At 64.7% G+C, this 22,454-nt stretch carries 26 protein-coding genes; 10 read left to right on the forward strand and 16 right to left on the reverse strand.

Going from position 1 to position 22,454, the window contains the following annotated elements; all coding sequences use genetic code 11:
* The first annotated feature begins 46 nt into the window (after positions 1-46).
* Complete coding sequence (ggt, locus tag IWY39_RS09415) at positions 47-1,747, forward strand: gamma-glutamyltransferase (protein ID WP_107125888.1); 1,701 nt, start codon at positions 47-49, stop codon at positions 1,745-1,747.
* Between the two features lie 86 nt (positions 1,748-1,833).
* On the opposite strand, the gene IWY39_RS09420 is transcribed toward ggt, so the two are convergent.
* From IWY39_RS09420 to IWY39_RS09465, 10 genes are all read right to left on the reverse strand, one after another.
* Positions 1,834-2,325 carry a hypothetical protein gene (locus tag IWY39_RS09420; protein ID WP_107125889.1) on the reverse strand — a complete coding sequence of 164 codons (492 nt, stop codon included), beginning with the start codon at positions 2,323-2,325 and terminating at the stop codon, positions 1,834-1,836.
* 54 nt (positions 2,326-2,379) lie between these two features.
* Entirely contained in the window at positions 2,380-2,796 is a 417-nt protein-coding gene (locus tag IWY39_RS09425; RefSeq protein ID WP_017182982.1) for a SufE family protein, read from the reverse strand.
* 147 nt (positions 2,797-2,943) lie between these two features.
* Positions 2,944-3,177, reverse strand: a complete 234-nt coding sequence (locus IWY39_RS09430) for a hypothetical protein (RefSeq protein ID WP_017182981.1) — start codon at positions 3,175-3,177, stop codon at positions 2,944-2,946.
* A 28-nt stretch (positions 3,178-3,205) separates the two neighbouring features.
* A complete protein-coding gene (locus IWY39_RS09435; protein WP_017182980.1) occupies positions 3,206-3,457 on the reverse strand; it encodes a hypothetical protein in 252 nt (83 codons plus the stop codon).
* A gap of 26 nt (positions 3,458-3,483) precedes the next feature.
* Positions 3,484-3,795 carry a hypothetical protein gene (locus IWY39_RS09440; protein ID WP_017182979.1) on the reverse strand — a complete coding sequence of 104 codons (312 nt, stop codon included), beginning with the start codon at positions 3,793-3,795 and terminating at the stop codon, positions 3,484-3,486.
* 24 nt (positions 3,796-3,819) lie between these two features.
* The gene (locus IWY39_RS09445; protein ID WP_017182978.1) at positions 3,820-4,110 is read right to left on the reverse strand and encodes a hypothetical protein; all 291 of its coding nucleotides are present in this window, start codon (positions 4,108-4,110) and stop codon (positions 3,820-3,822) included.
* Positions 4,111-4,146: 36 nt separating this feature from the next.
* Entirely contained in the window at positions 4,147-4,527 is a 381-nt protein-coding gene (pspC, locus tag IWY39_RS09450) for an envelope stress response membrane protein PspC (protein WP_006953513.1), read from the reverse strand.
* Between the two features lies 1 nt (position 4,528).
* A complete protein-coding gene (pspB, locus tag IWY39_RS09455) occupies positions 4,529-4,810 on the reverse strand; it encodes an envelope stress response membrane protein PspB (protein ID WP_017182976.1) in 282 nt (93 codons plus the stop codon).
* Between the two features lie 4 nt (positions 4,811-4,814).
* Entirely contained in the window at positions 4,815-5,483 is a 669-nt protein-coding gene (pspA, locus tag IWY39_RS09460; protein ID WP_017182975.1) for a phage shock protein PspA, read from the reverse strand.
* Between the two features lie 41 nt (positions 5,484-5,524).
* Positions 5,525-5,698: a hypothetical protein gene (locus tag IWY39_RS09465; protein WP_167539642.1), complete on the reverse strand. Its 174-nt coding sequence runs from the start codon at positions 5,696-5,698 to the stop codon at positions 5,525-5,527.
* 185 nt (positions 5,699-5,883) lie between these two features.
* Here IWY39_RS09465 and pspF point away from each other — a divergent pair, with 185 nt between their 5' ends.
* Positions 5,884-6,903 carry a phage shock protein operon transcriptional activator gene (gene pspF, locus IWY39_RS09470; protein WP_107125891.1) on the forward strand — a complete coding sequence of 340 codons (1,020 nt, stop codon included), beginning with the start codon at positions 5,884-5,886 and terminating at the stop codon, positions 6,901-6,903.
* A gap of 112 nt (positions 6,904-7,015) precedes the next feature.
* On the opposite strand, the gene IWY39_RS09475 is transcribed toward pspF, so the two are convergent.
* Positions 7,016-7,894: a 3-hydroxyacyl-CoA dehydrogenase NAD-binding domain-containing protein gene (locus IWY39_RS09475; protein WP_107125892.1), complete on the reverse strand. Its 879-nt coding sequence runs from the start codon at positions 7,892-7,894 to the stop codon at positions 7,016-7,018.
* A gap of 169 nt (positions 7,895-8,063) precedes the next feature.
* Here IWY39_RS09475 and IWY39_RS09480 point away from each other — a divergent pair, with 169 nt between their 5' ends.
* The 6 genes from IWY39_RS09480 (at position 8,064) to pal (ending at position 12,746) form a co-directional block, all read left to right on the forward strand.
* Complete coding sequence (locus IWY39_RS09480; protein ID WP_019053468.1) at positions 8,064-8,534, forward strand: YbgC/FadM family acyl-CoA thioesterase; 471 nt, start codon at positions 8,064-8,066, stop codon at positions 8,532-8,534.
* Positions 8,531-9,238, forward strand: a complete 708-nt coding sequence (tolQ, locus tag IWY39_RS09485) for a protein TolQ (RefSeq protein ID WP_107125893.1) — start codon at positions 8,531-8,533, stop codon at positions 9,236-9,238. Before IWY39_RS09480 ends, tolQ begins: the two co-directional genes overlap by 4 nt.
* A gap of 103 nt (positions 9,239-9,341) precedes the next feature.
* Complete coding sequence (gene tolR, locus IWY39_RS09490) at positions 9,342-9,800, forward strand: protein TolR (protein WP_017182968.1); 459 nt, start codon at positions 9,342-9,344, stop codon at positions 9,798-9,800.
* Between the two features lie 6 nt (positions 9,801-9,806).
* Positions 9,807-10,787 carry a cell envelope biogenesis protein TolA gene (locus tag IWY39_RS09495; protein ID WP_107125894.1) on the forward strand — a complete coding sequence of 327 codons (981 nt, stop codon included), beginning with the start codon at positions 9,807-9,809 and terminating at the stop codon, positions 10,785-10,787.
* Complete coding sequence (tolB, locus tag IWY39_RS09500) at positions 10,784-12,118, forward strand: Tol-Pal system beta propeller repeat protein TolB (RefSeq protein WP_107125895.1); 1,335 nt, start codon at positions 10,784-10,786, stop codon at positions 12,116-12,118. Before IWY39_RS09495 ends, tolB begins: the two co-directional genes overlap by 4 nt.
* 118 nt (positions 12,119-12,236) lie before the next feature.
* Positions 12,237-12,746, forward strand: coding sequence for a peptidoglycan-associated lipoprotein Pal (pal, locus tag IWY39_RS09505; RefSeq protein WP_107125929.1), 510 nt, complete (start codon positions 12,237-12,239; stop codon positions 12,744-12,746).
* A gap of 111 nt (positions 12,747-12,857) precedes the next feature.
* On the opposite strand, the gene IWY39_RS09510 is transcribed toward pal, so the two are convergent.
* The 3 genes from IWY39_RS09510 to IWY39_RS09520 all read right to left on the reverse strand — a co-directional run bounded on the left by IWY39_RS09510 (position 12,858) and on the right by IWY39_RS09520 (position 16,749).
* Complete coding sequence (locus IWY39_RS09510) at positions 12,858-13,352, reverse strand: MarR family winged helix-turn-helix transcriptional regulator (protein WP_107125896.1); 495 nt, start codon at positions 13,350-13,352, stop codon at positions 12,858-12,860.
* Between the two features lie 100 nt (positions 13,353-13,452).
* Positions 13,453-13,755, reverse strand: coding sequence for a hypothetical protein (locus IWY39_RS09515; RefSeq protein ID WP_026002359.1), 303 nt, complete (start codon positions 13,753-13,755; stop codon positions 13,453-13,455).
* 111 nt (positions 13,756-13,866) lie between these two features.
* Complete coding sequence (locus tag IWY39_RS09520; RefSeq protein ID WP_196871425.1) at positions 13,867-16,749, reverse strand: M16 family metallopeptidase; 2,883 nt, start codon at positions 16,747-16,749, stop codon at positions 13,867-13,869.
* 333 nt (positions 16,750-17,082) lie between these two features.
* On the opposite strand from IWY39_RS09520, the gene clpB reads away from it, so the two are divergent.
* Positions 17,083-19,662, forward strand: coding sequence for an ATP-dependent chaperone ClpB (clpB, locus tag IWY39_RS09525; protein WP_107125898.1), 2,580 nt, complete (start codon positions 17,083-17,085; stop codon positions 19,660-19,662).
* Positions 19,663-19,699: 37 nt separating this feature from the next.
* Here the strand turns inward: clpB and IWY39_RS09530 are convergent, their stop codons facing one another.
* A complete protein-coding gene (locus IWY39_RS09530) occupies positions 19,700-19,951 on the reverse strand; it encodes a hypothetical protein (protein WP_017182960.1) in 252 nt (83 codons plus the stop codon).
* A 75-nt stretch (positions 19,952-20,026) separates the two neighbouring features.
* Positions 20,027-21,334, reverse strand: a complete 1,308-nt coding sequence (locus IWY39_RS09535) for an aspartyl/asparaginyl beta-hydroxylase domain-containing protein (RefSeq protein ID WP_231377502.1) — start codon at positions 21,332-21,334, stop codon at positions 20,027-20,029.
* 66 nt (positions 21,335-21,400) lie between these two features.
* Between IWY39_RS09535 and IWY39_RS09540 the strand changes: the two genes are divergently transcribed.
* On the forward strand, positions 21,401-22,453 hold the full coding sequence (locus IWY39_RS09540) for a hypothetical protein (RefSeq protein WP_231377503.1): 1,053 nt from the start codon (positions 21,401-21,403) through the stop codon (positions 22,451-22,453).
* Position 22,454 lies beyond the last annotated feature (1 nt).

Here is a 22,454-nt window from a genome sequence, read left to right on the forward strand (position 1 = left end):
TCGTCAAAGGGTTGCGGCAGGCAACGCAATGCGTAGGGTAGCGGGCATGAGATTCCGCCCGCTCGGCCTGCTGGCCCCCATCGCCCTTATCGCCACCCTGCCGCTGCCCGCCATGGCACGCGAGCCGGTATCGACCAACGCCACCGTCTCCGCCGCCGATCCGCGCGCCGCCGCCGCCGGGCAGGAGATATTGCGCAAGGGCGGCAGCGCGACGGACGCGGCGATCGCGATGATGCTGACGCTCAATGTCGTGGAACCGCATAATAGCGGCATCGGCGGCGGCGGTTTCCTGATGCATCATGACGGGCAGAGCGGCGTGCTGGAATCGATCGACGGTCGCGAAACCGCGCCCGCCGCCGCCCGGCCCGATCGCTTCATGGGCGCCGATGGCAAGCCGCTGTCCTTCCGCAACGCCTGGCCCGGTGGCTATTCGGTTGGCGTGCCGGGCAATCTGCGCCTGGCGTGGGACGCCCACAGGAAATGGGGCAAGCTGCCCTGGGCCGACCTGTTCCAGCCCGCGATCCGCGCGGCGGAGGACGGATTTGAGGTGCGCCAGCGGCTCGACACGGCGATGAAGGCGGTGGCGGGGGTCTGGGCCGACTTCCCCGAAATCCAGAAATATTTCTGGATCGACGGCAAGCCCGCGCCGATGGGCACGATCCTCAAAAATCCGCCACTCGCCGCACTGTTCAAACGGATCGCGGCGGAGGGGCCGGACGCCTTCTACACCGGCGAAAATGCCCGGCTGATGGCGCAGGCGGTCACCAACGCGCCCAAAAACCCGGTGCCGATGACGCAAGCGGACATCGCCGCCTATCAGGCCAAGCCGCGCAAGCCGGTCTGCGGGACATATCGCGTCTATACCGTGTGCGGCATGGGACCGGCATCGGGCGGCGGCATAACCGTGCTCCAGATATTGGGCATGGTGGAGCGCTTTCCGCTTAGCGCTTGGGGCAAGGATGATCCGCGCTCCTGGCACGTCATCGGCGAAGCGATGCAACTGGCCTATGCCGATCGCGGCACCTGGCTTGGCGATCCCGATTTCGTCGCCGTGCCGATCAGCGGCCTGATCGATCCGACCTATCTCAAGCAACGCTCCGCCCGCATCCGCCTCAACAAGGCGCTCAATGACTATCAGCCCGGCACCCCGCCCGGCGCGCAGCCGCGCACCGCGTCGCTGCCCCAGCCCGAAAGCGGCACCAGCCATTTCGTCGCGGTCGACCGCAATGGCGACATCGCCGCCTGGACCTCCACCATCGAAAGCTTTTTCGGCAGCCAGCTGGTCGCCAATGGCGTCATCCTCAACAATGAACTGACCGATTTCAGCTTCACGCCGGAAAAGGATGGCGCGCCGGTCGCCAACGCCGTGGGGCCGGGCAAGCGGCCCCTTTCCTCCATGTCACCCACCATCGTCTATGATGCCAAGGGGACGCCCATCTTCACCGTCGGCGCGGCGGGCGGCAAGACCATCATCATGCAGGTGGCCAAGGCGCTGATCGCCCATTTCGACTGGGGCATGTCGGCGCAGGATTCGATCGCGACGGGCCTCATCTTCTTCAACGGCGACGGGCTGGTGCTCGAACAGGGCACCGGGCTGGAAGCGATGCAGGCGCCGCTGGAGAAGCTGGGCCACCGCGTCACCGTCTCGCGCCTTGGCCTGAAAGCCAACGCCGCCGAACGCGCGCCCGATGGCCACTGGATCGGCGCCGCCGACCCGCGCAGCCCCGGCGTGTCGTTGCAGGAGTGAAACCTAACCGTCACCCCAGCGAACGCTGGGGTCTCTCTGCCTTCTTTGCCTGAGCGCCGAAGAAAGGGATGACGACTATTGTTGCATCACCCCTTCAAATCCAGCCCGGCGACGTTGAAGGCAAAGGGCGCGCTCTGATCCTTCGGCCCGGTCACCAGATTGACCGATACCGTCTGCGCCTTGGCGATCGCCTCATAGGCGTTTTGCGACGGCAATATCTCGATCCCGTCCTTGGCGTCGGTCATCCGCCCCTTCCAGCGCAGCGGCCGACCGCCATCGGCCGTCGCGGTCACGGCGCAATCGGACAGGTCGCACTGGAACGGCGCGCCGACCAGCTTCACCGTCACCGACTTTTCGGCATTGTCCATTGGCTGGACCAGCATGACCGCGAACGTGTCCGCCGCCGTCATCGTCGGCACCGCATTGGCGCTGCCGATATAGGCCAGCTTGGGCTTGCCGCCCGACCCGGCCTCATATTTCCACGTCTGGCCGATCGTGTCGCGCTGGGTCGGCCCCTTGTCGCCCGACGAACAGGCCGCGAGCAGCCCGATGGCTGTAATGGCGATGAAATGGCGCATGACTGAATCTCCTTGTCGGGACATTCAACGCCGCAACTTGATGCAGGTTTCCCTTTAAGCGCTGTACCGCGCCGCTGTGTCGCGGATCAGGGCGATCATATTGGGGATGCCCTGGGTCCGGTTGGAACTCAGCTGATTCTTCAGGTCGAACGGGGCCAGCGCCCCCTCTATGTCCGCAGCGCCGATCGTGGCGGGGCTTTTGTCCTGCACGGTCAGCAGCACCAGCGCGATGATCCCCTTGGTGATCGCGGCATTGCTGTCGGCCAGGAAATGCAGCCTCCCATCGTCCAGCACGGTGGGATAGACCCACACAGCCGCCGAACAGCCACGCACCAGCGTCGCATCGGTCTTGAGCGCGTCGGGCATGGGTTCGAGCGCCCGGCCCAGATCGATCAGCAGACGATAGCGGTCGTCCGCGTCCAGAAATTCATATTCTTCGTAAATATCGGCCAGGGCGCTTGGATCGGTCATGGCCGCCCATATAGGGGGATTATCGCGGGGGGAAAGCCCTCAAACCGTTCGCCCTGAGCCTGTCGAAGGGCCGTACTTCTATTGAAAGCAAGCGCTAGGCTTCGACAACCCCGGATCACGTCCGGGGCCGAACGGGGAAAGAGCAGCTTACAAATCCACGCCCGCCGCGATCGCTTCCAGCTTGCGGATGCGTTCTTTAAGGTCGGCGACCTCGATCCGCGCGGCGGCAGACGGGGGCGCGCTCGCTTCGCCGCGATGCCCCAGTTCCGCGCGCTTCAATTCCAGCCAGCCGTTCCAGCCGCGCAAAGTGGCCATGGTCACGATGGAAAGGCCGGCCAGTCCGGCCAATGCAATCGTCAGATAGAGAGCGGGGTCCTGCATGATAGCCTCCCTGGGCTTTGGGCCGCGTTCAATCGCGGTCCCGCAATTTCTCGAATTCGCGTTCCAGTGCGCTGGTGCCATCGGTCGCCAGACGCTCCAGCACCGCGACGCGGTCCTTCAGCGCCTTCACCTCGGCACGCAGCCGTTCGGCTTCCGGGTCCGGCCCGCGGGCGATGAATTCTTCGCCCTTGTGCCGGCGCACGACGCCATATTTGGCGCGCAGGACGCTGGCGATGGCGGTGATCGCAATGATGGCGACGACCATTTCAAACGGGTTCATGATGATTTCTCCCTTTGACCGCGCGCTCAGTTGGCCGGGCTGCGCAGCCGTTCGATTTCGCGATTGAGCTGGTGGCTTTCGTCGGTGACGATCCGCTCGACCACGGCCAGCCGATCCTTCATCGATCCGATTTCGGCGCGCAGCTGAGCATTTTCCTGGCTGAGCAGCTTCACCCGCTCGACCATTTCCTCATTCTTCTGCGGATAGACCGCCTGCCCCCATGCGCCGTCCAGCGGATAGCCGTTCTTGACGCGCAGCCAGGTCGTGAACACCCAGCCAACGATCGCCAGCGATCCGACGGCAAAGACGACCGGCGCGAAATCTGCAAATGGAAACATGATCTCTACTCCCTTGCACCGCGCTCAGCGCAGCCCCTCGATTTCGCGCGCGGTGCGGATGGCCGGATCGGTGGCGATCCGTTCCAGCACGGCGATGCGTTCCTCCAGGCGGCTGATGCGGCCCATCAGCTTTTCGTTTTCACCCGACAACAGGGCGATTTTTCGACCAGCGTCGCCGTCCGTTCGATCAACGGTGCCGGTCCATTCATTTTCCACCGGATAACCGTGGCGGGCACGGACCCAGGTGGTGAACATCCAGCCCAGGGTCGACATGGCGATGATCGCCAGGACAAAGAAAGGTCCACCGAAATTCATGGGTTTAACTCCCTGTTATTCTGCCCCGAAACCTGCTCAGCGCAAGCTGTCGATCTCGTCCGCCAGGCGCGTGTTGCGGCTGGTATAGTAGATTTCGATGTCAGCCAGGCGGCGGTCGATGTCGCGGAACTTGGACCGGACGTCGCGGGTGGAGCGGGTCGGATTGGTCCGCACGCCCTGCCAGAATTTCTCGTCATCCCGGTCCGAATAGAGGCCCTTGGGCTTGTCATCGGCGAAATAGACGGCGGCGAAATAGGCGATCAGCGTCCAGGGAAAGGCCCCCATCAGGGTGATCAGCACCGCGCCGACACGGACCCAGACGACGTCGATCCCGCTATAGTCGGCGATGCCAGCGCACACGCCCGACCATTTGCCATTGGCCTTGTTGAGGTAGAATTTGGTGCGGCGGGCGGTCATCTCAGTTCCTCCGGTCGAAGCTGTAATCGTCGTCGCCCAGGTCGGCATCGGGTGCCGGGCGGCGCGGACGGAAATCGGGGTTGTCGGCGGCGACGATCCGTTCGACCGTCATCAGCCTTTCTTCCAGGCGGCGGGCGAGAAGGTGGAGTTCGTCCAGCAGCTTCTCATCCTCGTCGGTGATCTTGGGCGCCTGCTTCCATTTGGTGACATAGTGGAAGATCAGCCACGGCATGCCGATGAACAACATGCCGCAGATCATGATGGGCAGGAATATGTCCTCCATGATATCAGGCTCCCTTGTTCATGGACGCCTTGAGCGCAGCCAGATCGGCATCCACCTTGTCGGCGGACTTCAGCTCGGCAATCTCTTCCTCCAGCGTCTTGGGCGTGCCGCCCAGCGCCATCGCATCGGCGCGGCCTTCGGCCAGATCGACCCGGCTTTCGAGCATGTCGAAGCGCGCAAACGCCTCGTTCACCTTCTCGCCGGCATAGGCTTCGCGCACCCGCAGGCGGTTTTCCGCGCTCTGCATCCGGGTGACCAGGCTGTTCTGGCGGGCGCGGGCTTCGCGCAGCTTGCCCTGCAGCTTGGAAATATCCTCTTCGGCGGCTTTGAGCGCTTCGTCCAGGGTTTCGATCTCATGGGCCAGATGCTCGGCCATGTCAGTCGCCTTCTGGCGTTCGACCAGGGCCGCCTTGGCCAGATCCTCTCGATCCTTGGACAAGGCCAGCTGCGCCTTCTCGGTCCAGCTGTCCTGCAGGGCCGTCAGCTTGGCGATGTGGCGGCGCATTTCCTTCTGGTCGGCGATCGTGCGGGCGGCGGACGCGCGCACCTCGACCAGGGTTTCCTCCATTTCGAGGATGATCATGCGGATCATCTTCGCCGGGTCTTCGGCCTTGTCGAGCAGGTCGGTGACGTTGGCGGCGATGATGTCGCGGGTGCGGGAAAAAATACCCATCTGAACTTCACTCCTTATCTTATGCTTTGGGGGCGGCGACCTTAGGCCAGATAGCACAGGGCCATGGGGGCCGCCTGACTGGCGGACGTGGGCGCTTCGCTGGCGCGGGCCGGGCCGACCGCTGACAGGATCAGGGTCGATCCGAACAGCAGCGCAGCGACGGCGACCGACATCAGCTGGCCGATTTCGCGAATGCTGTTGTTGTTCTTTTCCATGATATAACTCCCTGAACCTTGGCCTTCGTGACGTTCCGCTTGTGTCTGTGCGGATTGCCTGTAGCTTTGCAGGGGCCGTGCCAATTTCGGAAAAGCGCGGATTTGCGCCATTTTTCCGCCCTTTCCCCGGCCCGTGCCAGAATATTCCTTGCCAAAAGGTGGGAAATTTCACCATAAGTTGGGACATGGAGAAAAATACCCAATTTGTCGGCCAGTCCTTCGCCTTTCTCGACGCGGTCGAACTGGCGGGCCGCGCGGCCGAACTCAACCGTCCGGTGCTGGTGATCGGCGAGCGCGGGACCGGCAAGGAACTGATTGCCGAGCGGCTCCATCACCTCTCCCCGCGCTGGGGCGAACCGCTGATCGTCATGAACTGTGCCGCCCTGCCCGAAACCCTTATAGAAGCCGAACTGTTCGGCCATGAACAGGGCGCGTTCACCGGCGCGAACCGCGCCCGGCCGGGCCGGTTCGAGGAAGCCGATGGCGGCACGCTGTTTCTGGACGAATTGGGCACGCTCTCGATGGCGGCGCAGGAAAGACTGCTGCGCGTGATCGAATATGGCGAAGTCACCCGGATCGGCGCGTCGAAACCGCTGCGGGTGGACGTGCGGATCGTGGCGGCGACCAATGATGATCTGCCCGCCGCCGCCGATGCCGGGCGCTTTCGCCCGGATCTGCTCGATCGGCTGAGTTTCGAAGTCATCACCCTGCCACCCCTGCGCGCGCGCGAAGGCGATATTCCGGTGCTGGCCGACCATTTCGGGCGGCGCATGGCCGCCGAACTCAACTGGCCGCAATGGCCCGGCTTCTCCCCCGTCTGCGCCGCGCAACTCGAAGCCTATGGCTGGCCCGGCAATGTCCGCGAACTGCGCAATGTGGTGGAACGGGCCGTCTATCGCTGGGACGAACCGGGCAAGCCGATCGACCGCCTGACCTTCGATCCCTTCGCCTCCCCCTGGAAGCCCAAGCCACTGATGCCCGGCGCGCCCGCGCCGTCGGGCGACAGCACCCCCGCGCCAGCGCCAGCCCCCGCCATTGAAACCATCAGCGACCTGAAAGCTGCCGTCGACGCGCACGAAGCCGCCATCATCCGCGCCGCGCTCGACCGCCACCGCTACAACCAGCGCGCCACCGCCAAGGGTCTGGGCCTGACCTACGACCAGCTACGCCATTGCATGAAGAAACATGGACTGGGCGCGGGATAACCTCCCCGACCCTCCACCATCGTCATCCCAGCAAAAGCTGGGATGACGGAGAAATGGAAGATGATGCCCTGAGGAAGGCAGCCCGACTATAGCACTGCCCTCCTCACGCCCCTCACCGCGTCGGCACAGGCTCCGCGCCCGAATAGTCGTAAAACCCCCGCCCGGTCTTGCGGCCATACCAGCCCGCTTCGACATATTTGACCAGCAGCGGCGCCGGGCGATATTTGGGATCGCCCGTCGTGCTCAGGAACACGTTGAGGATTTCCAGCGCCGTATCCAGCCCGACGAAGTCCAGCAGCGTCAGCGGCCCCATGGGATGATTGAGGCCCAGCTTGCACCCCATGTCGATGTCGACCACGCTGCCTACGCCCTCGCCCAGCACGAACACCGCCTCGTTCAGCATCGGCAGCAATATGCGGTTGACGACGAAGCCCGGCGCATCGAACGCCTGCACCACCGTCTTGCCGATCCGGCCCGCAAAGCCCTCGACCGCCGCGACCGTTTCGGGCGTGGTGGCCAGGCCGCGAATGACCTCTACCAGCACCATCACCGGCACGGGATTGAAGAAATGCACGCCGACAAAGCGCCCCGCATCCGGCGCGGCCTGCGCCAGGCGGGTGATGGGAATGGACGATGTGTTGGTCGCCAGGATCGCGTCAGCGGCCAGCAGCGGCCCGACATTGGTGAAGATCGCGCGCTTGACCTCCTCGCGCTCGGTCGCCGCCTCGATCACCAGCTGCGCGCCCGCCAGCGGCGCGATCTCGCCCACAGGGGTGATCCGTGCGATCGCCTCATCCGCATCGCTCTCAGCTATCTTGCCCTTCTCCACGCCCTTGGCGAGCAGGCGAATGATGCCGTCGCGGCCCTTTTGCGCGCGCGGCAGGTCGACGTCCGACAGGATCACCTCATACCCCGCCTGCGCCGCAACCTGCGCGATCCCCGCGCCCATCTGCCCTGCGCCGATCACACCTACCGTTTGAATATCCGTCATCCTGGCCTTCTCCCACATTCTGACTCGCGCCCACTCCCTAGCCTTCGTGCCGTCCGGGGACCAGAGGCGTGCGCGCGCCAAAAAGCACAGGCGACAAAATGCGCTACCAGCGCGAGAAACAGACGTTTCCGCCTTTGCCTGAACGGTGCGCCATGGTTAAAAGCCGCTCATGCCCGTTTCAGACCAGATGCCCATGCCGGCGACCGGACGCTTTGTCGCTGCCGTGCATCACTTCCCGCTGCGCATCTATTTTGAGGATACCGACCTGTCGGGCCTGGTCTATCACGCCAATTATCTGCGCTATATGGAGCGCGCCCGGTCCGACATGCTGCGTGCTGCCGGCATCGACCAGCGCGCCGCGCATGACAGTGGCACGGGCGTCTATGCCGTCACCGACCTCACGATCCGCTACCGCCGCCCCGCGCGCTTGGACGATGACCTGATGGTCGTCAGCCGGGTGGTGCAGGTGGGCGCGGCGACCTGCGCCATTCATCAATCAGTCATGCGCGCCGAAGAACAGTTGACCGACGCTACCATATCGGTCGCCTGGTTGACGCCGCAGGGTCGCCCGCAACGGCAACCCAAAGCCTGGACCGATATTTTCAGCCGCCTTTGCCAAGGGGAAGATTTCCACCCATGACCCTCAACCTGCCAGACGTCGCCGCGGTGGCCGACGCCGCGACCATTTCCCCGCTAGCCCTGTTTCTTCAGGCCGACATCGTCGTGAAGGGCGTGATGCTGGGCCTGTTGCTGGCCAGCATCTGGACCTGGGCGATCATCATCGGCTTTTCCGTGACGCTCCGCCGCGCCAGCAAGCATAGCAAGAGTTTCGAGCAGGATTTCTGGAAGGCGGAGGATATTGACCGCTTCTACGAAGCGCGCGGCAAGGCGGACTATCCTGCGGCCAAGGTGATGGCCGCCGGCGTCACCGAATGGCGTCGATCGACCGCGCAGAAGGTGATCGACCGCGACGGCACGCGCGACCGGCTGGCGACGACCATGTCCAGCACGATCGCGGCGGAGGTTGACCGGCTGTCCGACCGGCTCAACATTTTGGCGACGGTCGGATCGGTTGCGCCCTTCGTCGGCCTGTTCGGCACCGTCTGGGGCATCATGCGCGCCTTCACCGCGATCGCGGCGGAACAGAATAGCTCACTCGCGATCGTAGCGCCGGGCATTGCCGAAGCGCTGTTCGCCACCGCGATCGGCTTGTTCGCGGCGATCCCGGCGGTCATCGCCTATAACCGCTTCAGCCATGGCATCAACCGCATGGAATCGCGCCTGACCCGCTTTGCCGACGGCTTCTACGCCACCCTCAGCCGCGAACTGGAGGCGCAGCGGTGATGCACCCCACACATACCGTCACCCCAGCGAAGGCTGGGGTCTCGTGCGTTTGCGCGCCAACGCCTGAGATGGCTGGCATGACGGTGAAGGGGAGCGCCCGCTAATGGCCATGTCCGGCCCTCCCTCCAGCCGCCGTGGCCGTGGCCGCGCGCCGATGGCGGACATCAACGTCACGCCGCTGGTCGACGTCATGCTGGTGCTGCTGATCATCTTCATGGTCACAGCGCCGCTGCTCGTGACCGGCGTGCCGGTCAACCTGCCCGAAACCCGTGCCAAGGGGCTGGATCAGGACGCCAAGCCCACAGTCGTGTCGATTGATCGCGACGGCGCGACCTATGTCGATGAAGATGCGGTAAGCGACGCCGACCTGCCCGATCGCCTGGCGGAGATCGTCGCGGCCAATGCGGGCAAGGCGGACGCGCCGCAAATCTTCCTGCGCGCCGACAAGGGGCTGGATTATGGCCGGGTCATGCGGGTGATGGCCGAACTCAACCGGGCTGGCCTGAACAAGGTGTCGCTGGTTTCCTCGCCCGATGACACGGCCAGCGACGGGACGGAATAGACAGCGATGGAGCGCACGGAGAAAATCGGCCTTGGCGTCGCGACAGCGGGGCATGTCCTGCTGTTCGGGCTGCTGTCGGCCGGCTTCCTGGCCACCCCCAACCCGTTGAAGCTCAAGACCCCGCCGATGGAAGTCTCCATGGTGGATGAGGTCGCGCTGCAATCGACCGCGCCCAAATTGTCGGCCGAACCCCCGCCGCCCAGCGTCGCGCCCGAACAGGGACCGACGCAGGACGCCGCCCCCGCGCCAGAACCGGAACCCGCGCCCGAACCGGTGCCGGTCCCGCCAAAGCCCCAGCCGAAGCCCACGCCTGCGCCCCCCAGGCCGCAGCCCAAAGCCGCGCCGGCAAAGCCCAAGCCCGCCCCGCCCAAGAAGGAAGTGGCCAAGGCCGCGCCCAAACCCAAGCCCGCGCCGGAAAAGCCCGCGACCCCAAAAAAACCAGCGCCGAAGCCCGCGCCCGAAAAGCCCAAGGCCGCAGCGCCATCCAAGCCCGCCGCCAAGGCATCGACCAAGCCTGCGGCCAAGACGCCCGCTCGCGCATCGGGCCAGGGCAAGGCGGACAAGCCCAAGGGATCGCTGCTGGGCGATGATTTCCTCAAGGGCATAGACACCAGCGCCGACGCGCCGCGCAAACCGCCCGCCCCGGCACCCGCCACCGCGATGGGCCCGGCGCAGAAGGCCGCGCTCGACGCAGAACTGCGCCGTCAGTTGAAACCGCACTGGCGCCCGCCTTCCGGCGCGGACGCGGACCGGCTCGTCACCCTGCTTGAGGTGCGGCTCGACAAGAGCGGCGCGGTGATCGGCACGCCGGAGGTGATCGACCAGCTCGGCGTCACCGCCAGCAACCGGCCCCAGGCCAAACTCCATGCCGAACGGGCGATTCAGGCGGTCAAACTTGCCTCCCCCTTCCGCAACATGCCGCCCGAATTTTACGACCAATGGAAATGGCTCCGGCCACTCCGCTTTGACGCGAGGCTGAACCGATGAAACCCACCCTTTTGCGCCGTTTGAGCGTAGCGACCGCCGCGTTGCTCGCCCTCACCGCCCTGCCTGCCATGGCCCAGCTCTCGGTCGACGTGACCGGCGAGATTGACAGCAATGTGAAGGTCGCTGTCCCTCCCATGCCCGCCCAGCAGGAAGTCGATACGCCAGCCGGGTCGGCCACGGAACTTGGCCGCAAGATCGCCGAAGTCATCGCCTCGGACCTGAAAGGCTCCGGCCTGTTCGATCCGTCCGGCCCCGCCGGCCTGCCGCAAATCCCCTTTGCCGAAGTCACCTTTCCGCAATTCGACAAATGGGGCGCCTATCAGGCGCTGGTGCAGGGCTTCGTCCGCACCAGCGGCGGGGAAGCCGACATTACCGTGGGCTGCTACCTCTATGATGTGGCGCTCAAGCAGGAGCTTACCCGTCAGGGCTATGTCGTCGCTCCGCGCGACTGGCGGCGCGCCGCGCATAAATGCGCCGACGCCATCTATGCGCGCCTGTCGGGCGAAAGCCCCTTCTTCGACAGCCGCATCGCCTATATCGCCGAAAGCGGACCGAAGGGCGCGCGGGTCAAGCGGCTCGCCATCATGGACAGCGACGGCGCGAACCATCGCTTCATCACCAATGGCCAGTCGATGGCGCTCACCCCGCGCTTCTCGCCCGACTATAAATCCATCCTCTATGTCAGCTATCTGGGCAGCCGGGTGCGCCTCTATATCTACGACATTGGCGCGGGCCAGCAGCGGCTGGTGACCGAAAGCAACAACCCGACCTTCGCCCCGCGCTGGTCGCCGGACGGGCGCAACATCCTCTTTTCGATGGCGATTGCCGGCAATACCGACATTTATCGCGTACCCGCCAGCGGCGGCACCCCCGTCCGCCTGACCACTTCGCCGGGCATCGACGTGGGCGGCAGCTATTCGCCCGACGGCAGCCAGATCGTGTTCGAAAGCGACCGGTCGGGCGGCCAGCAAATCTATGTCATGAACGCCGATGGCTCCAACCAGCGCCGGATCAGCCATGGCGGCGGCCGCTATGCGACGCCCGAATGGTCGCCGCGCGGCGACCTTATCGCCTTCACCAAGATGGCGGGCGATTTCAAGATCGCGGTGATGACGCCCAATGGCGACAATGAGCGGATCTTGACCAATGGCTGGCAGGACGAACAGCCGACCTGGTCGCCCAATGGCCGGGTGCTGCAATTCTTCCGCACGTCGCCCGGCAAGCAGGGGACGAGCCAGGTGTGGCAGGTCGACCTGACCGGCGTGAACGAACGCCGCATCCCCACCCCTCTCAGTGGTTCCGACCCTGCCTGGGGACCATTGCTGCCCTGAAAATAGCGCGCTCTTGGCGGTCGGGATGGAACCCAATCGTCTTGACAGCGTAACGAACATCACGGACCCTGACACCGTCCCGGCGGGCGGTGCCCGGATCAACCAAAGGAGACCCCCGATGAAATTGTCTAGAACGCTGGTCATGGCTACCGCCATCATCGCGCTGGCCGCCTGCTCGAAAAAGCCGCCTGCCGAATTGCCGCCCGCGCCCGGCCCGGCCACGACCGAACCGGTCGGATCGACCGGACCCACCGGCCCGGTGAAGGGCAGCCAGGAAGATTTCGTCGCGTCGGTATCGTCCGACCGGATTTTCTTCGGCCTCGATCAATATGATATCGATGCGGAAGATCAGGCGACGCTGCAAAGCCAGGCCGCCTGGCTGCAACAAAATCCCACCGTGCGCGTCACGGTCGAAGGACATGCCGACGAACGCGGCACCCGCGACTATAATATCGCGCTGGGCGAACGCCGCGCCAATGCGGCGAAAAATTATCTCGCCTCACTCGGCATCGACCCCAGCCGCATCACCACGGTCAGCTATGGCAAGGAACGCCCTGCCGCGCTCGGCTCGGACGAAGCCTCCTGGGCGCAGAACCGCCGTGCCGTGACGGTGACGATCCAATATTGATCGCCCGTCGCCCAATATGATCGAAAGGCCCGCCAGTCCCCGACCGGCGGGCCTTTTTTCTGTTGGGCCCGCGCCATCAGGGCATGGCAGGATATGCGCGCCCTTCCCGCGTCACTGTCGGGCGTCGACGCCGGGATCGTCGCGGTTATCGGCCAATAGCTGCGCCAGCTTTTCTTCGGCGATGCGCAACCGCATCAACCCCAGCAGTTCAGCCCCGATCTCGATCGCCCCATCCGGCAGGCCGCTCAGCAATTCGCCGCCCAGCCTGTCCAGCCGCGCCTGTATCTCGCCTGCCAGGGCCTTGCCCGCCGGGGTCAGCGCCACCCGGTTGGACCGTCCGTCATCGGCATCGGCCACGCGCTCGATCCAGCCTGCTTTCTGCAATTGATCCAGCGTCCGCACCAGCGACGGCGCGCTGACGTCCAGCCATTGCGCCAGTTCCGCCTGTCGCGGCGGCGTGCCCTCCATGGCCAGATGTACCAGGCACCAGCCTGCGCTGCCCGACACGCCCAGCCCCGCCAGCGCCCCGTCGGCAGCCTGCCGCCACCCCCGCGCCACTGGCCCCAGCAAATGCAACAAATCCCGTCGGGCATCCCGCTTCTTCATATCGATTAGTTAGCTAACTAACCACAATCGGGCAAGGTCGTTATGAGTGTCCAGCTTAGTGTCGGCTTCATGGGGTCCGGCCAGGCCGGACCCCGCAGGCTCAGGCCCGCCGCGTCCCGGTAAAGGCCGACGCCCCGAACGCGCCCAACTGCATCGTCCCGGTGATGGCGTCGCCGCTGACTTCCGCCTCGCACTCCAGCGTCATCGGCATCGGCATCGTCATTTCCATCTTCCAGGTCAGGCTGTTGCCCGCGACCTTGCCATCGACCACGTCGAGCGATCCCATCATGCCCGCAAAGGTGCCGTTAAACCGGTCACCGCTGCTGACCACGGTGAACACACCCTTCTGGTCGCCCATCGGCGTCTTGGCCACGCAGTCATAGGCGCCATCGACACTTGCCATCATCATCACTCCATCAAAGCATCATTCAACGATGCATACCCTCAAATCCCGATTGATCGCCCATCAGTCCAGACGGAACGCTTCTGCAGGCCCGTCCGCACTGAATGCCGGTCAATCGGCCAATGTTCCCACCTCGACCGGCAGGCCGACCGCGTCAAGCTGCGGCCGAACCAGTTTCGCGTCGCCGACCACGACCCAGATCAGCCCGTCGGCATTGATCGCCTCCCGCGCCGCCTTGTCGAAATCGGCGGCGGTCATCGCGCGATAGATATTGGGCAGCGTCTCGTAGAAATCGTCCGCCCGCCCGATCAGGCTGTTGCGCATCATCGCGCCCAGCAGGTCGGACGATGTCTCGAAGCTGCCGGGCAGCGACAATATCTGCCCGTTGATCGTCTGGTTGCGCTCCGCCTCGGTCGTGCCCTTGGTCGTCAGGAAATCCTTGATGTCCTGCCGCGCGGCAATGATCGATTCGCCCGTCTTGTCGGTCTGGACCGGGGCATAGACCAGCAGCGGGATCGTGTCCTTGACGCCGGGCAGCGAAGTCCCCGCGCCATAGGCCCAGCCCTTCGTCTCGCGCAGATCCATCGTCAGGCGCGACGTCGTGCTGCCGCCCAGCACTTCGTTGGCCGACTGGAGCGTGACCGGATTGTCGGTCCCCTTCTTGGCTGTCAGCACGCCCGCCAGGATCATCGACTGCGGGCTTTGCGGCTTGTCGATCAGGATGATCCGCGGCGGACGCGCCATCCGGTCCATGCGGAACAGCTTGCTGCCCTTGGGCGTCGCGGGCACCTTCCAGTCGCCAAAGCGCTTTTCCAGCAGCGGCAGCAATTCGGCCAGGCTCGTGTCGCCCGTGACGAAGATCGTCGCATTGTCCGGCCGCAGCCAGCGATCGTGGAAGGCGGTCAGGTCCGCCCGCGTCACCGCCTTGACCCCGCTTTCGGTGCCTGACCCGGTGAAGGGGATGCCATAGGGATGCAGCTTGCCATAGAGCAGCGGCGGCAACATGCGCTGGGCGATCGCCGTCGGCTCGGTCTTTTCCGCCGCGATCCGGGTCAGCATCTGCCCGCGCAGCCGCTCCACCTCGCCCGGCGCAAACGCCGGATTGCGCACCACATCGGCCAGCAGCCCCAGCGATGCGTCCAGATTGGGCTTGAGCGCAAACAGGCCCACCGTCGTCCGGTCCATGCTGTTGCCCGCACTCACCGACGCGCCCAGCCGCTCCTGCTCTTCCGCGATCTCCAGGGCGCTGCGCGTCGTCGTGCCTTCGTCCAGCAGCGCCGTCGTCAACGCCGCGGTCCCCAGCTTGGCCCGGTCATCCGCCGCATTGCCCGCGTCGAACGCCACGGACACACGCACGACCGGCACCGTCGCCCGGCGCGCAAACTGCACCGCAATCCCGTTCTTCAGCCTGGCATGTTCGACCGCGGGGAAATCCAGATCAGCGACCGGCTCGATCGGCGGTTCGGCAATCTTCGTGGGCGCAGGCGGCGTCGCCGCGGCCGGCGCGGGCGCAACGGGATCGCGGAAATGGGCCGGCTTGTTGGTCGCCCCTTCGGCCTGGACATTCCCCGCCAGCGCATTGTCGGCGGCCGATCGCTCGCCCGGCGCCACCGTCAGGCGGAACACTGGCCGCCCCAGCCATTTGCGCGCGGCCTCGCCCACCTGCGCTGGCGTCGCGGCGGCATAAGCGGCCAGATCCTTGCGATATTTGTCCGGATCGTTGGAATAGACCGCCCCTTCGGCCAGCGTCACCGCCTTGCCCGAAAAGCCGCCCACCTGTTCCAGCCCCGATATCGTCCCCGCCAGTTGCCGGGTCGCGGCCCGCTGTACCTCGTCGGCGGTCGGTCCCTTGGCCAGATAGTCCGCCAGCAGCGCATCGAGCCGCTTGCCCACCGCAACCGCATCCGTCCCCGGCTTCACATCGACCGTGATCTCGGCAATGCTCAGCTTCTCGAACGGCTGGACATTAGCCTTGACGCCCACCGCCACCTTCTCGTCGCGGACCAGCGTGTTGTAGAGGCGAGAGGATGCCAGCCCGCCAAAGACCGACAGCGCCAGATCGATCGCAGGCAGGTCCGCGCCATTGACGCCCGGCACCACCCAGTTGCGATAGAGACGGGTCGCCGCGACATTGTCATGCATCACCTTCTCGACATCCTTGTCGAGCGTCGGGACGGTCGCTTCCACATCCTGCGGCGGGGGACCGGCGACGATATTGCCGAACCAGCGTTCGACCTTCTTCTTCGCGGTCGCCACGTCAATATCCCCCGCCAGCACCAGCACGGCATTGTTCGGGCCATAATGCGTCTTGAACCAGGTCTGCACATCGCCCAGGCTGGCGTTGTTAAGGTCCGCCATCGACCCGATGGTAGAATGGCGATAGGGATGCCCTTCGGGCAACAGCGCGGCCAGTTGCGCATATTCGACCAGCCCATAGGGTTCATTTTCCCCCATGCGCTTTTCATTCTGAACGACTCCGCGCTGGGTATCCAGCTTCAGCTGCGTCACCGCGCCTAGCAGATGCCCCATCCGGTCGGACTCCAGGAACAGCGCCCGGTCGAGCGCTCCGGTCGGCACCGTCTCGAAATAATTGGTGCGATCGAACCAGGTCGTCCCGTTCCAGTCGGTTGCGCCAATATCTTCCAGCCGCCCGAAAAACGGCCCGTCGGCATTTTCGGAGCCATAGAACATCAGATGTTCGAACAAATGGGCAAAGCCGGTCTTGCCCGCCGGTTCGAACCGCGACCCGACATGATACCAGACGGAAACCGCGACGACCGGCGCCTTGCGATCGGTATGGACGATGACCCGCAGGCCGTTCTTCAGCGTGAACTGTTCATAGGGAATATCGACCGCCGCCACCAGGCTGGACAGCGGCGCTGGCGCGGCGCTGGATGCACTGGTCTGCGCCACCGCCTGCGTCATCGGGGTCAGCGCCATGGCCGACAGGCCGATCAGCAGGGGCAGGCGACGCGACAGGGGGGAAAGGGTCATGGACAACCTCAGAGAAAATGCAGCAGGACGAAGCGCCCGCGAAGGGCGCTAGAATAGCGGGGCGTTTTAGCAGCGCAATACGCATGACGCTGGACAGCGCGGCTGGTCGCGATAGGTTCCCGACGATCAATCGACTATAAGGGCTGTACCGACTCCGCCGCCCGCCCCTGCTCGCTTCGGTGCCTAGCCCGCGCGCATCCATTACGCCCTCGCCCGCGCGCCAGACTGATAAGGATTTGGGTGGAAATTGCGTAGCGCCTCTTGTGTGGCCTTTTGGCAACACCACATGAGCCGCAGTTTGATAAAGAGCCCAGGGCTTCAAGAAGGTAAGTCATGAACCTCGAAAAATTCACCGACCGCGCCAAAGGCTTCCTCCAGTCGGCGCAAACCGTCGCGATCCGCATGAGCCATCAGCGGATCAGTCCGGAACATCTGCTCAAGGCATTGCTGGAAGATGAGCAGGGCATGGCGTCGGGCCTGATCAAGGCGGCAGGCGGCGCACCCGACATCGCGCTGCGTGATACCGATGCCGCATTGGCCAAGGTGCCGTCGGTCTCCGGCAGCGGCGCGCAGCAAACGCCGGGCCTCGACAATGATGCCGTTCGCGTGCTGGATTCGGCCGAACAGGTCGCGACCAAGGCCGGGGACAGCTTCGTCACTGTCGAGCGGCTGCTGCTGGCGCTGACGCTGGCTAGCACGACGGCTGCGGGCAAGGCGCTCGCCGCCGCCGGGGTCAAGCCCGAAGCGCTCAACGCCGCGATCAACCAGTTGCGTCAGGGCCGCAGCGCCGACACGGCCGGCGCTGAGGATCGCTATGATGCGCTCAAGAAATTCGCCCGCGACCTCACCGAAGCGGCGCGCAGCGGCAAGCTTGATCCGGTCATCGGCCGGGACGAGGAAATCCGCCGCACCATCCAGATCCTTGCCCGCCGCACCAAGAACAACCCGGTGCTGATCGGCGACCCCGGCGTCGGCAAGACCGCAATCGCCGAAGGCCTCGCGCTGCGCATCGCCAATGGCGACGTGCCCGATACGCTGAAAGATCGCACGCTGATGGCGCTCGACATGGGCAGCCTGATCGCGGGCGCCAAATATCGCGGTGAATTTGAGGAACGGTTGAAGGGCGTGCTGGACGAAGTCAAAGCCGCCGAAGGACAGATCGTCCTCTTTATCGACGAAATGCACACGCTGATCGGCGCGGGCAAATCCGAAGGGGCGATGGATGCGGGCAATCTGCTCAAGCCCGCTTTGGCGCGCGGCGAACTGCATTGCATCGGCGCGACGACGCTCGACGAATATCGCAAGCATGTCGAAAAGGACCCTGCGCTCCAGCGTCGTTTCCAGCCCGTGTTCGTCGGGGAACCCACGGTAGAGGATACCATCTCGATCCTGCGCGGCCTGAAGGAAAAATATGAACTGCACCATGGCGTGCGGATCACCGACAGTGCGCTGGTGTCCGCCGCGACGCTTTCCAACCGTTACATCACCGACCGCTTCCTGCCCGACAAGGCCATCGACCTGATGGACGAGGCCGCGTCGCGCCTGCGGATGGAAGTGGAATCCAAGCCCGAAGAGATTGAAAATCTCGACCGCCGCATCATCCAGCTCAAGATCGAGCGCGAGGCGCTCAAGAAGGAAACCGACAAGGCCTCGGCCGATCGGCTGGCGACGCTGGAAACCGATCTTGCCAATCTGGAGGAGCAATCCGCTGCGCTCACCACCCGTTGGCAGGCGGAAAAGGACAAGATCGCCGGCGAAGCGAAGATCAAGGAACAGCTCGACGCCGCCCGGCTCGAACTGGAACAGGCACAGCGCGCCGGCGACCTCGCAAAGATGAGCGAACTGTCCTACGGCACGATCCCCAGCCTCGAAAAGCGCCTGGCGGAAGCGGCGACCGCGTCCGAAGGCGCGATGCTGCGCGAGGAAGTGACCGCAGAGGATATTGCCGGGGTCGTCGCCCGCTGGACCGGGATTCCGGTCGAGCGGATGATGACCGGCGAGCGCGAGAAGCTGCTGGCGATGGAAGAAACGCTGGGCAAGCGCGTCATAGGCCAGGCCCACGCGGTCAGGGCCGTATCCACCGCCGTGCGCCGCGCCCGCGCAGGGCTACAGGACCCCAATCGCCCGCTTGGCTCCTTCCTCTTCCTTGGCCCCACGGGCGTCGGCAAGACGGAGCTGACCAAGGCGCTGGCCGGTTTCCTGTTCGACGATGAAAACGCCATGGTTCGCATCGACATGAGCGAATTTATGGAGAAACATTCGGTCGCCCGCCTGATCGGCGCGCCTCCGGGCTATGTCGGCTATGAGGAAGGCGGCGTGCTGACCGAAGCCGTCCGCCGCCGCCCCTATCAGGTCGTGCTGTTCGACGAGGTGGAAAAGGCCCATGGCGACGTGTTCAACATCCTGCTCCAGGTGCTGGACGATGGCCGGCTGACCGACGGGCAGGGCCGCACGGTCGATTTCACCAACACGATCATCGTGCTGACATCGAACCTGGGCAGCCAATATATCGCGGCGCTGGGCGATGATGATCCGGTCGAAAAGGTCGAGGAACAGGTGATGGAGGTCGTCCGCGGCCATTTCCGCCCCGAATTCCTCAACCGCCTGGACGAGATCATCCTGTTCCATCGCCTCGGCGTCGCCCATATGGCGCCGATCGTCGATATTCAGGTCGCCCGCGTGCAGAAGCTGCTCAAGGACCGCAAGATCATGCTCGACCTGACCGACGGTGCGCGGGCATGGCTGGGACGGGTCGGCTATGACCCGGTCTATGGCGCGCGACCATTGAAGCGCGCGGTCCAGCGTTACCTGCAAGACCCGCTGGCCGACCTGATCCTGCGCGGCGAGGTGCCGGATGGATCGCAGGTGCGGGTCGAGGATGGCGACGGCGCGCTGGTTTTGAGCGTCGCTTGAGGCGATAGGGCGGGAGGGGCAATGCTCCTCCCGCGCTTCAACCGTTGGGGTTCATACCGGCGCGGCTGCGGGTGATGATGTCATCGGCATCCCGGTTCTGCTGCTCGGAAATCGCCCGCCATTCGGCGTTGGTCTTGCAGATGCGTTCCTTCTTCACCAGCGAACCTGTGACCTGAAACCGCTTGCACCGCACTGCATTGGGATCATTCTTGTCCAGCGGAGCCTTGTCCTGTGCCACTGCGGGCATCGCCAGAACGATCAGGCTGGACGCAATCACTGCCTTCAACATATGCACTCTAATTCTCCCAGAATGACGACAGTGCGAATCCCCTCTCTCCGAATGGGCCAGCCTCCATGTCGTCGATCAGATGCGCGGCGGGACGTTATTCGTCTTGCTCGCATCAGCCGTGGCATAGAATTGCTTCAATAGTTGCTGCTCCGCAAGCGACAAATGCGGGTTCCATACGTCGAAAATCAGCACGACCCGCAAATGATCGCTGTCATTCCAGGCTTCATGATCGATCGTATCGTCAAAGCCGAAGGCGACCCCTTCTTGCCACGCCCGCGTTTCACCCCCAACGCGAAAGAAGCAGCCCGGCGGCACGATCAGCGGCAGATGAATGATCGCGCGCGTATTGGTGACGCCGGTATGCGCCGGAATCCGGCTGCGCGGCTTGAGCAGGGAAAAGAAGGCCGACGGCGCCCGCCCCGGAATGTCGGCGCGCGGCAACGCCTCCAGCGCCGCGACGGTCTGCGGGCAGGCGGCGCACACCGCTTCGTTTCGTACGCCATATTCCCACAGGAACGCCGCCCCCCAGTCCAGCGACCCGTCAAGCGCGGTCCACTTATTCTGCGGCGTTCCTGCATCCTGCCGCACATAGGGACGGATCGCGTCGCCACGCTTTTCCACCAGGGCGAGAAATTCGGCACGGATCACGTCCGTCTGCGCCTCCAGCGCGTCCATCCAGGGGAAATGCTGCCGGTCGAAATATTCGTCGGCGGGCAGGAACGGGTAATGCAAACCCGAACAGTGATTCTGGTAGATGGTCCGGCGGCCAAACTCCCGGTCCAGGCAAGCCTGAAAGCGCCGCTGCGTCACCCCGTCCGATGCCTTCAACTGGGCCGCGACCCCCGCCTCGACAAAAGCGGCGAATTGCGCCTGATGGGCTGTAACGAAGTCCCGTGCCTGCGCCAATATGTCTGCCAATGCAGGCGGCAGGTCGGTCAGTCCCGCTGACAGCGCCAGCGCCTTGCTCCAGCTGTCGGCGGCCCCTTGCCTTTCTTCCAGCCGTTGCTGGAGTTGCGCCATGCGGATTTGCGCCATCAAATTGCGCTGGTCGATGTCGATCGCCGCCTGCAGCGCTGCCCGCTCCGCCTCCGCCGCGCCAAGGCCGCGCTCTGCCGACGCCACGTTCATCCACAGCGCCGCCTCCTTGGGATCAGCCGCGGCCGCGCCACGAAAATGCACGCTTGCCGCTGCAAAATCGCGCCGGTCGAGCGCAATCATCCCCAGCAGGTTGAGCGCCTGCGGCTCCCCTGCCTGTCGCTTCAATGCGTCGCCCAGCAATTGCTCGGCCGCCGCGATGCGCCCCTGTCGCCGCGCCTCCGCCGCTTGCTGCACTAACCCACCAACAGCCCCGTCCATAAAGCCCCCCAGCTTCCTGTCCATCATCGCTACCATAAGCGCTCGCAGAGGCAAGTAAGGGAAAGTCCTGCGGCTTGAATGCCCCGAAAAGCCATGCGAAGGCTGGTCGTCATGAACTCCCCCGATCCTGCGATCCGCGACATCGTGCGCGACGCCCAATGGCTGGCCCATCGCTACGATCCTGGGCATGACGCAGTCCATATGCGCTTTGTGCCACGCGCGCGGCATGGCGATATCCCCTTCCTGACCGACGAGTATCTGGGCGCGACCGACGCGCCTCTCGTGCTGCGGCTGGGCGACGCCATGGAGCAGGCACCGCCTCGTGCGCCGATCCATTTCCTGTTTCATTCGGCCTATTGCTGTTCGACCTTGCTGGCCGCCGCGATGGATATTCAGGGCGTCGCGATGGGCCTGAAGGAACCGGTGCTGCTCAATGACCTGATCGGCTGGCGACATCGCGGCGCGAAGGGGCCGGAGGTTGCCCGCGTGCTGGACGCAAGCCTGCACCTGCTGGCCCGCCCCTTCGGGCCAGGCGAGGCCGTGGTCGTCAAACCCTCCAACGTCATCAATCCGCTGATCCCCGCGATCATGAGCTTGCGCCCCGATGCGCGCGCCCTCCTGCTCCATGCCCCGCTCGAACCCTATCTCGCCTCGATCGCGCGCAAAGGGATGTGGGGGCGGCTGTGGGTGCGCGATCTGTTCCAGAAGCTGGCGCGTGAAGGGATGATCGCCCCGTTGGGCATCGCCCCGTCCGACTATCTGGGACTGACCGATATTCAGGTCGCCGCCGTCGGCTGGCTGGCGCAGCAGCATCAGTTCCACACGCTATGCGATCAACTGGGAGCGCGGGTCGCCACGCTGAACAGCGAAACGCTGGTCGCAAGGCCGACCGAGAGCCTCGCTGCATTGGCGCTGCTGTTCGGGCTGCAACTGGACGATGCGAGGGTTCGCGCAATCGCAAGCGGTCCGGTCTTTGCCCGCGACGCCAAAAATGGCGCGGCCTTCACGCCCGGCCAGCGCGCCGAGGCTGCCCAGCGCGGTCTGGAGGCGCATGCCGACGAGATTGCCAAGGTGATCCATTGGGCGACGGTGATGGCCGACAATGCGGGCATTGCGCTGCACCTGCCCCGATCATTGATCGCCTAAC

Origin of the sequence: Sphingobium sp. JAI105 (genome assembly GCF_015752145.1) — a bacterium.
Taxonomy (GTDB): domain Bacteria; phylum Pseudomonadota; class Alphaproteobacteria; order Sphingomonadales; family Sphingomonadaceae; genus Sphingobium; species Sphingobium xenophagum.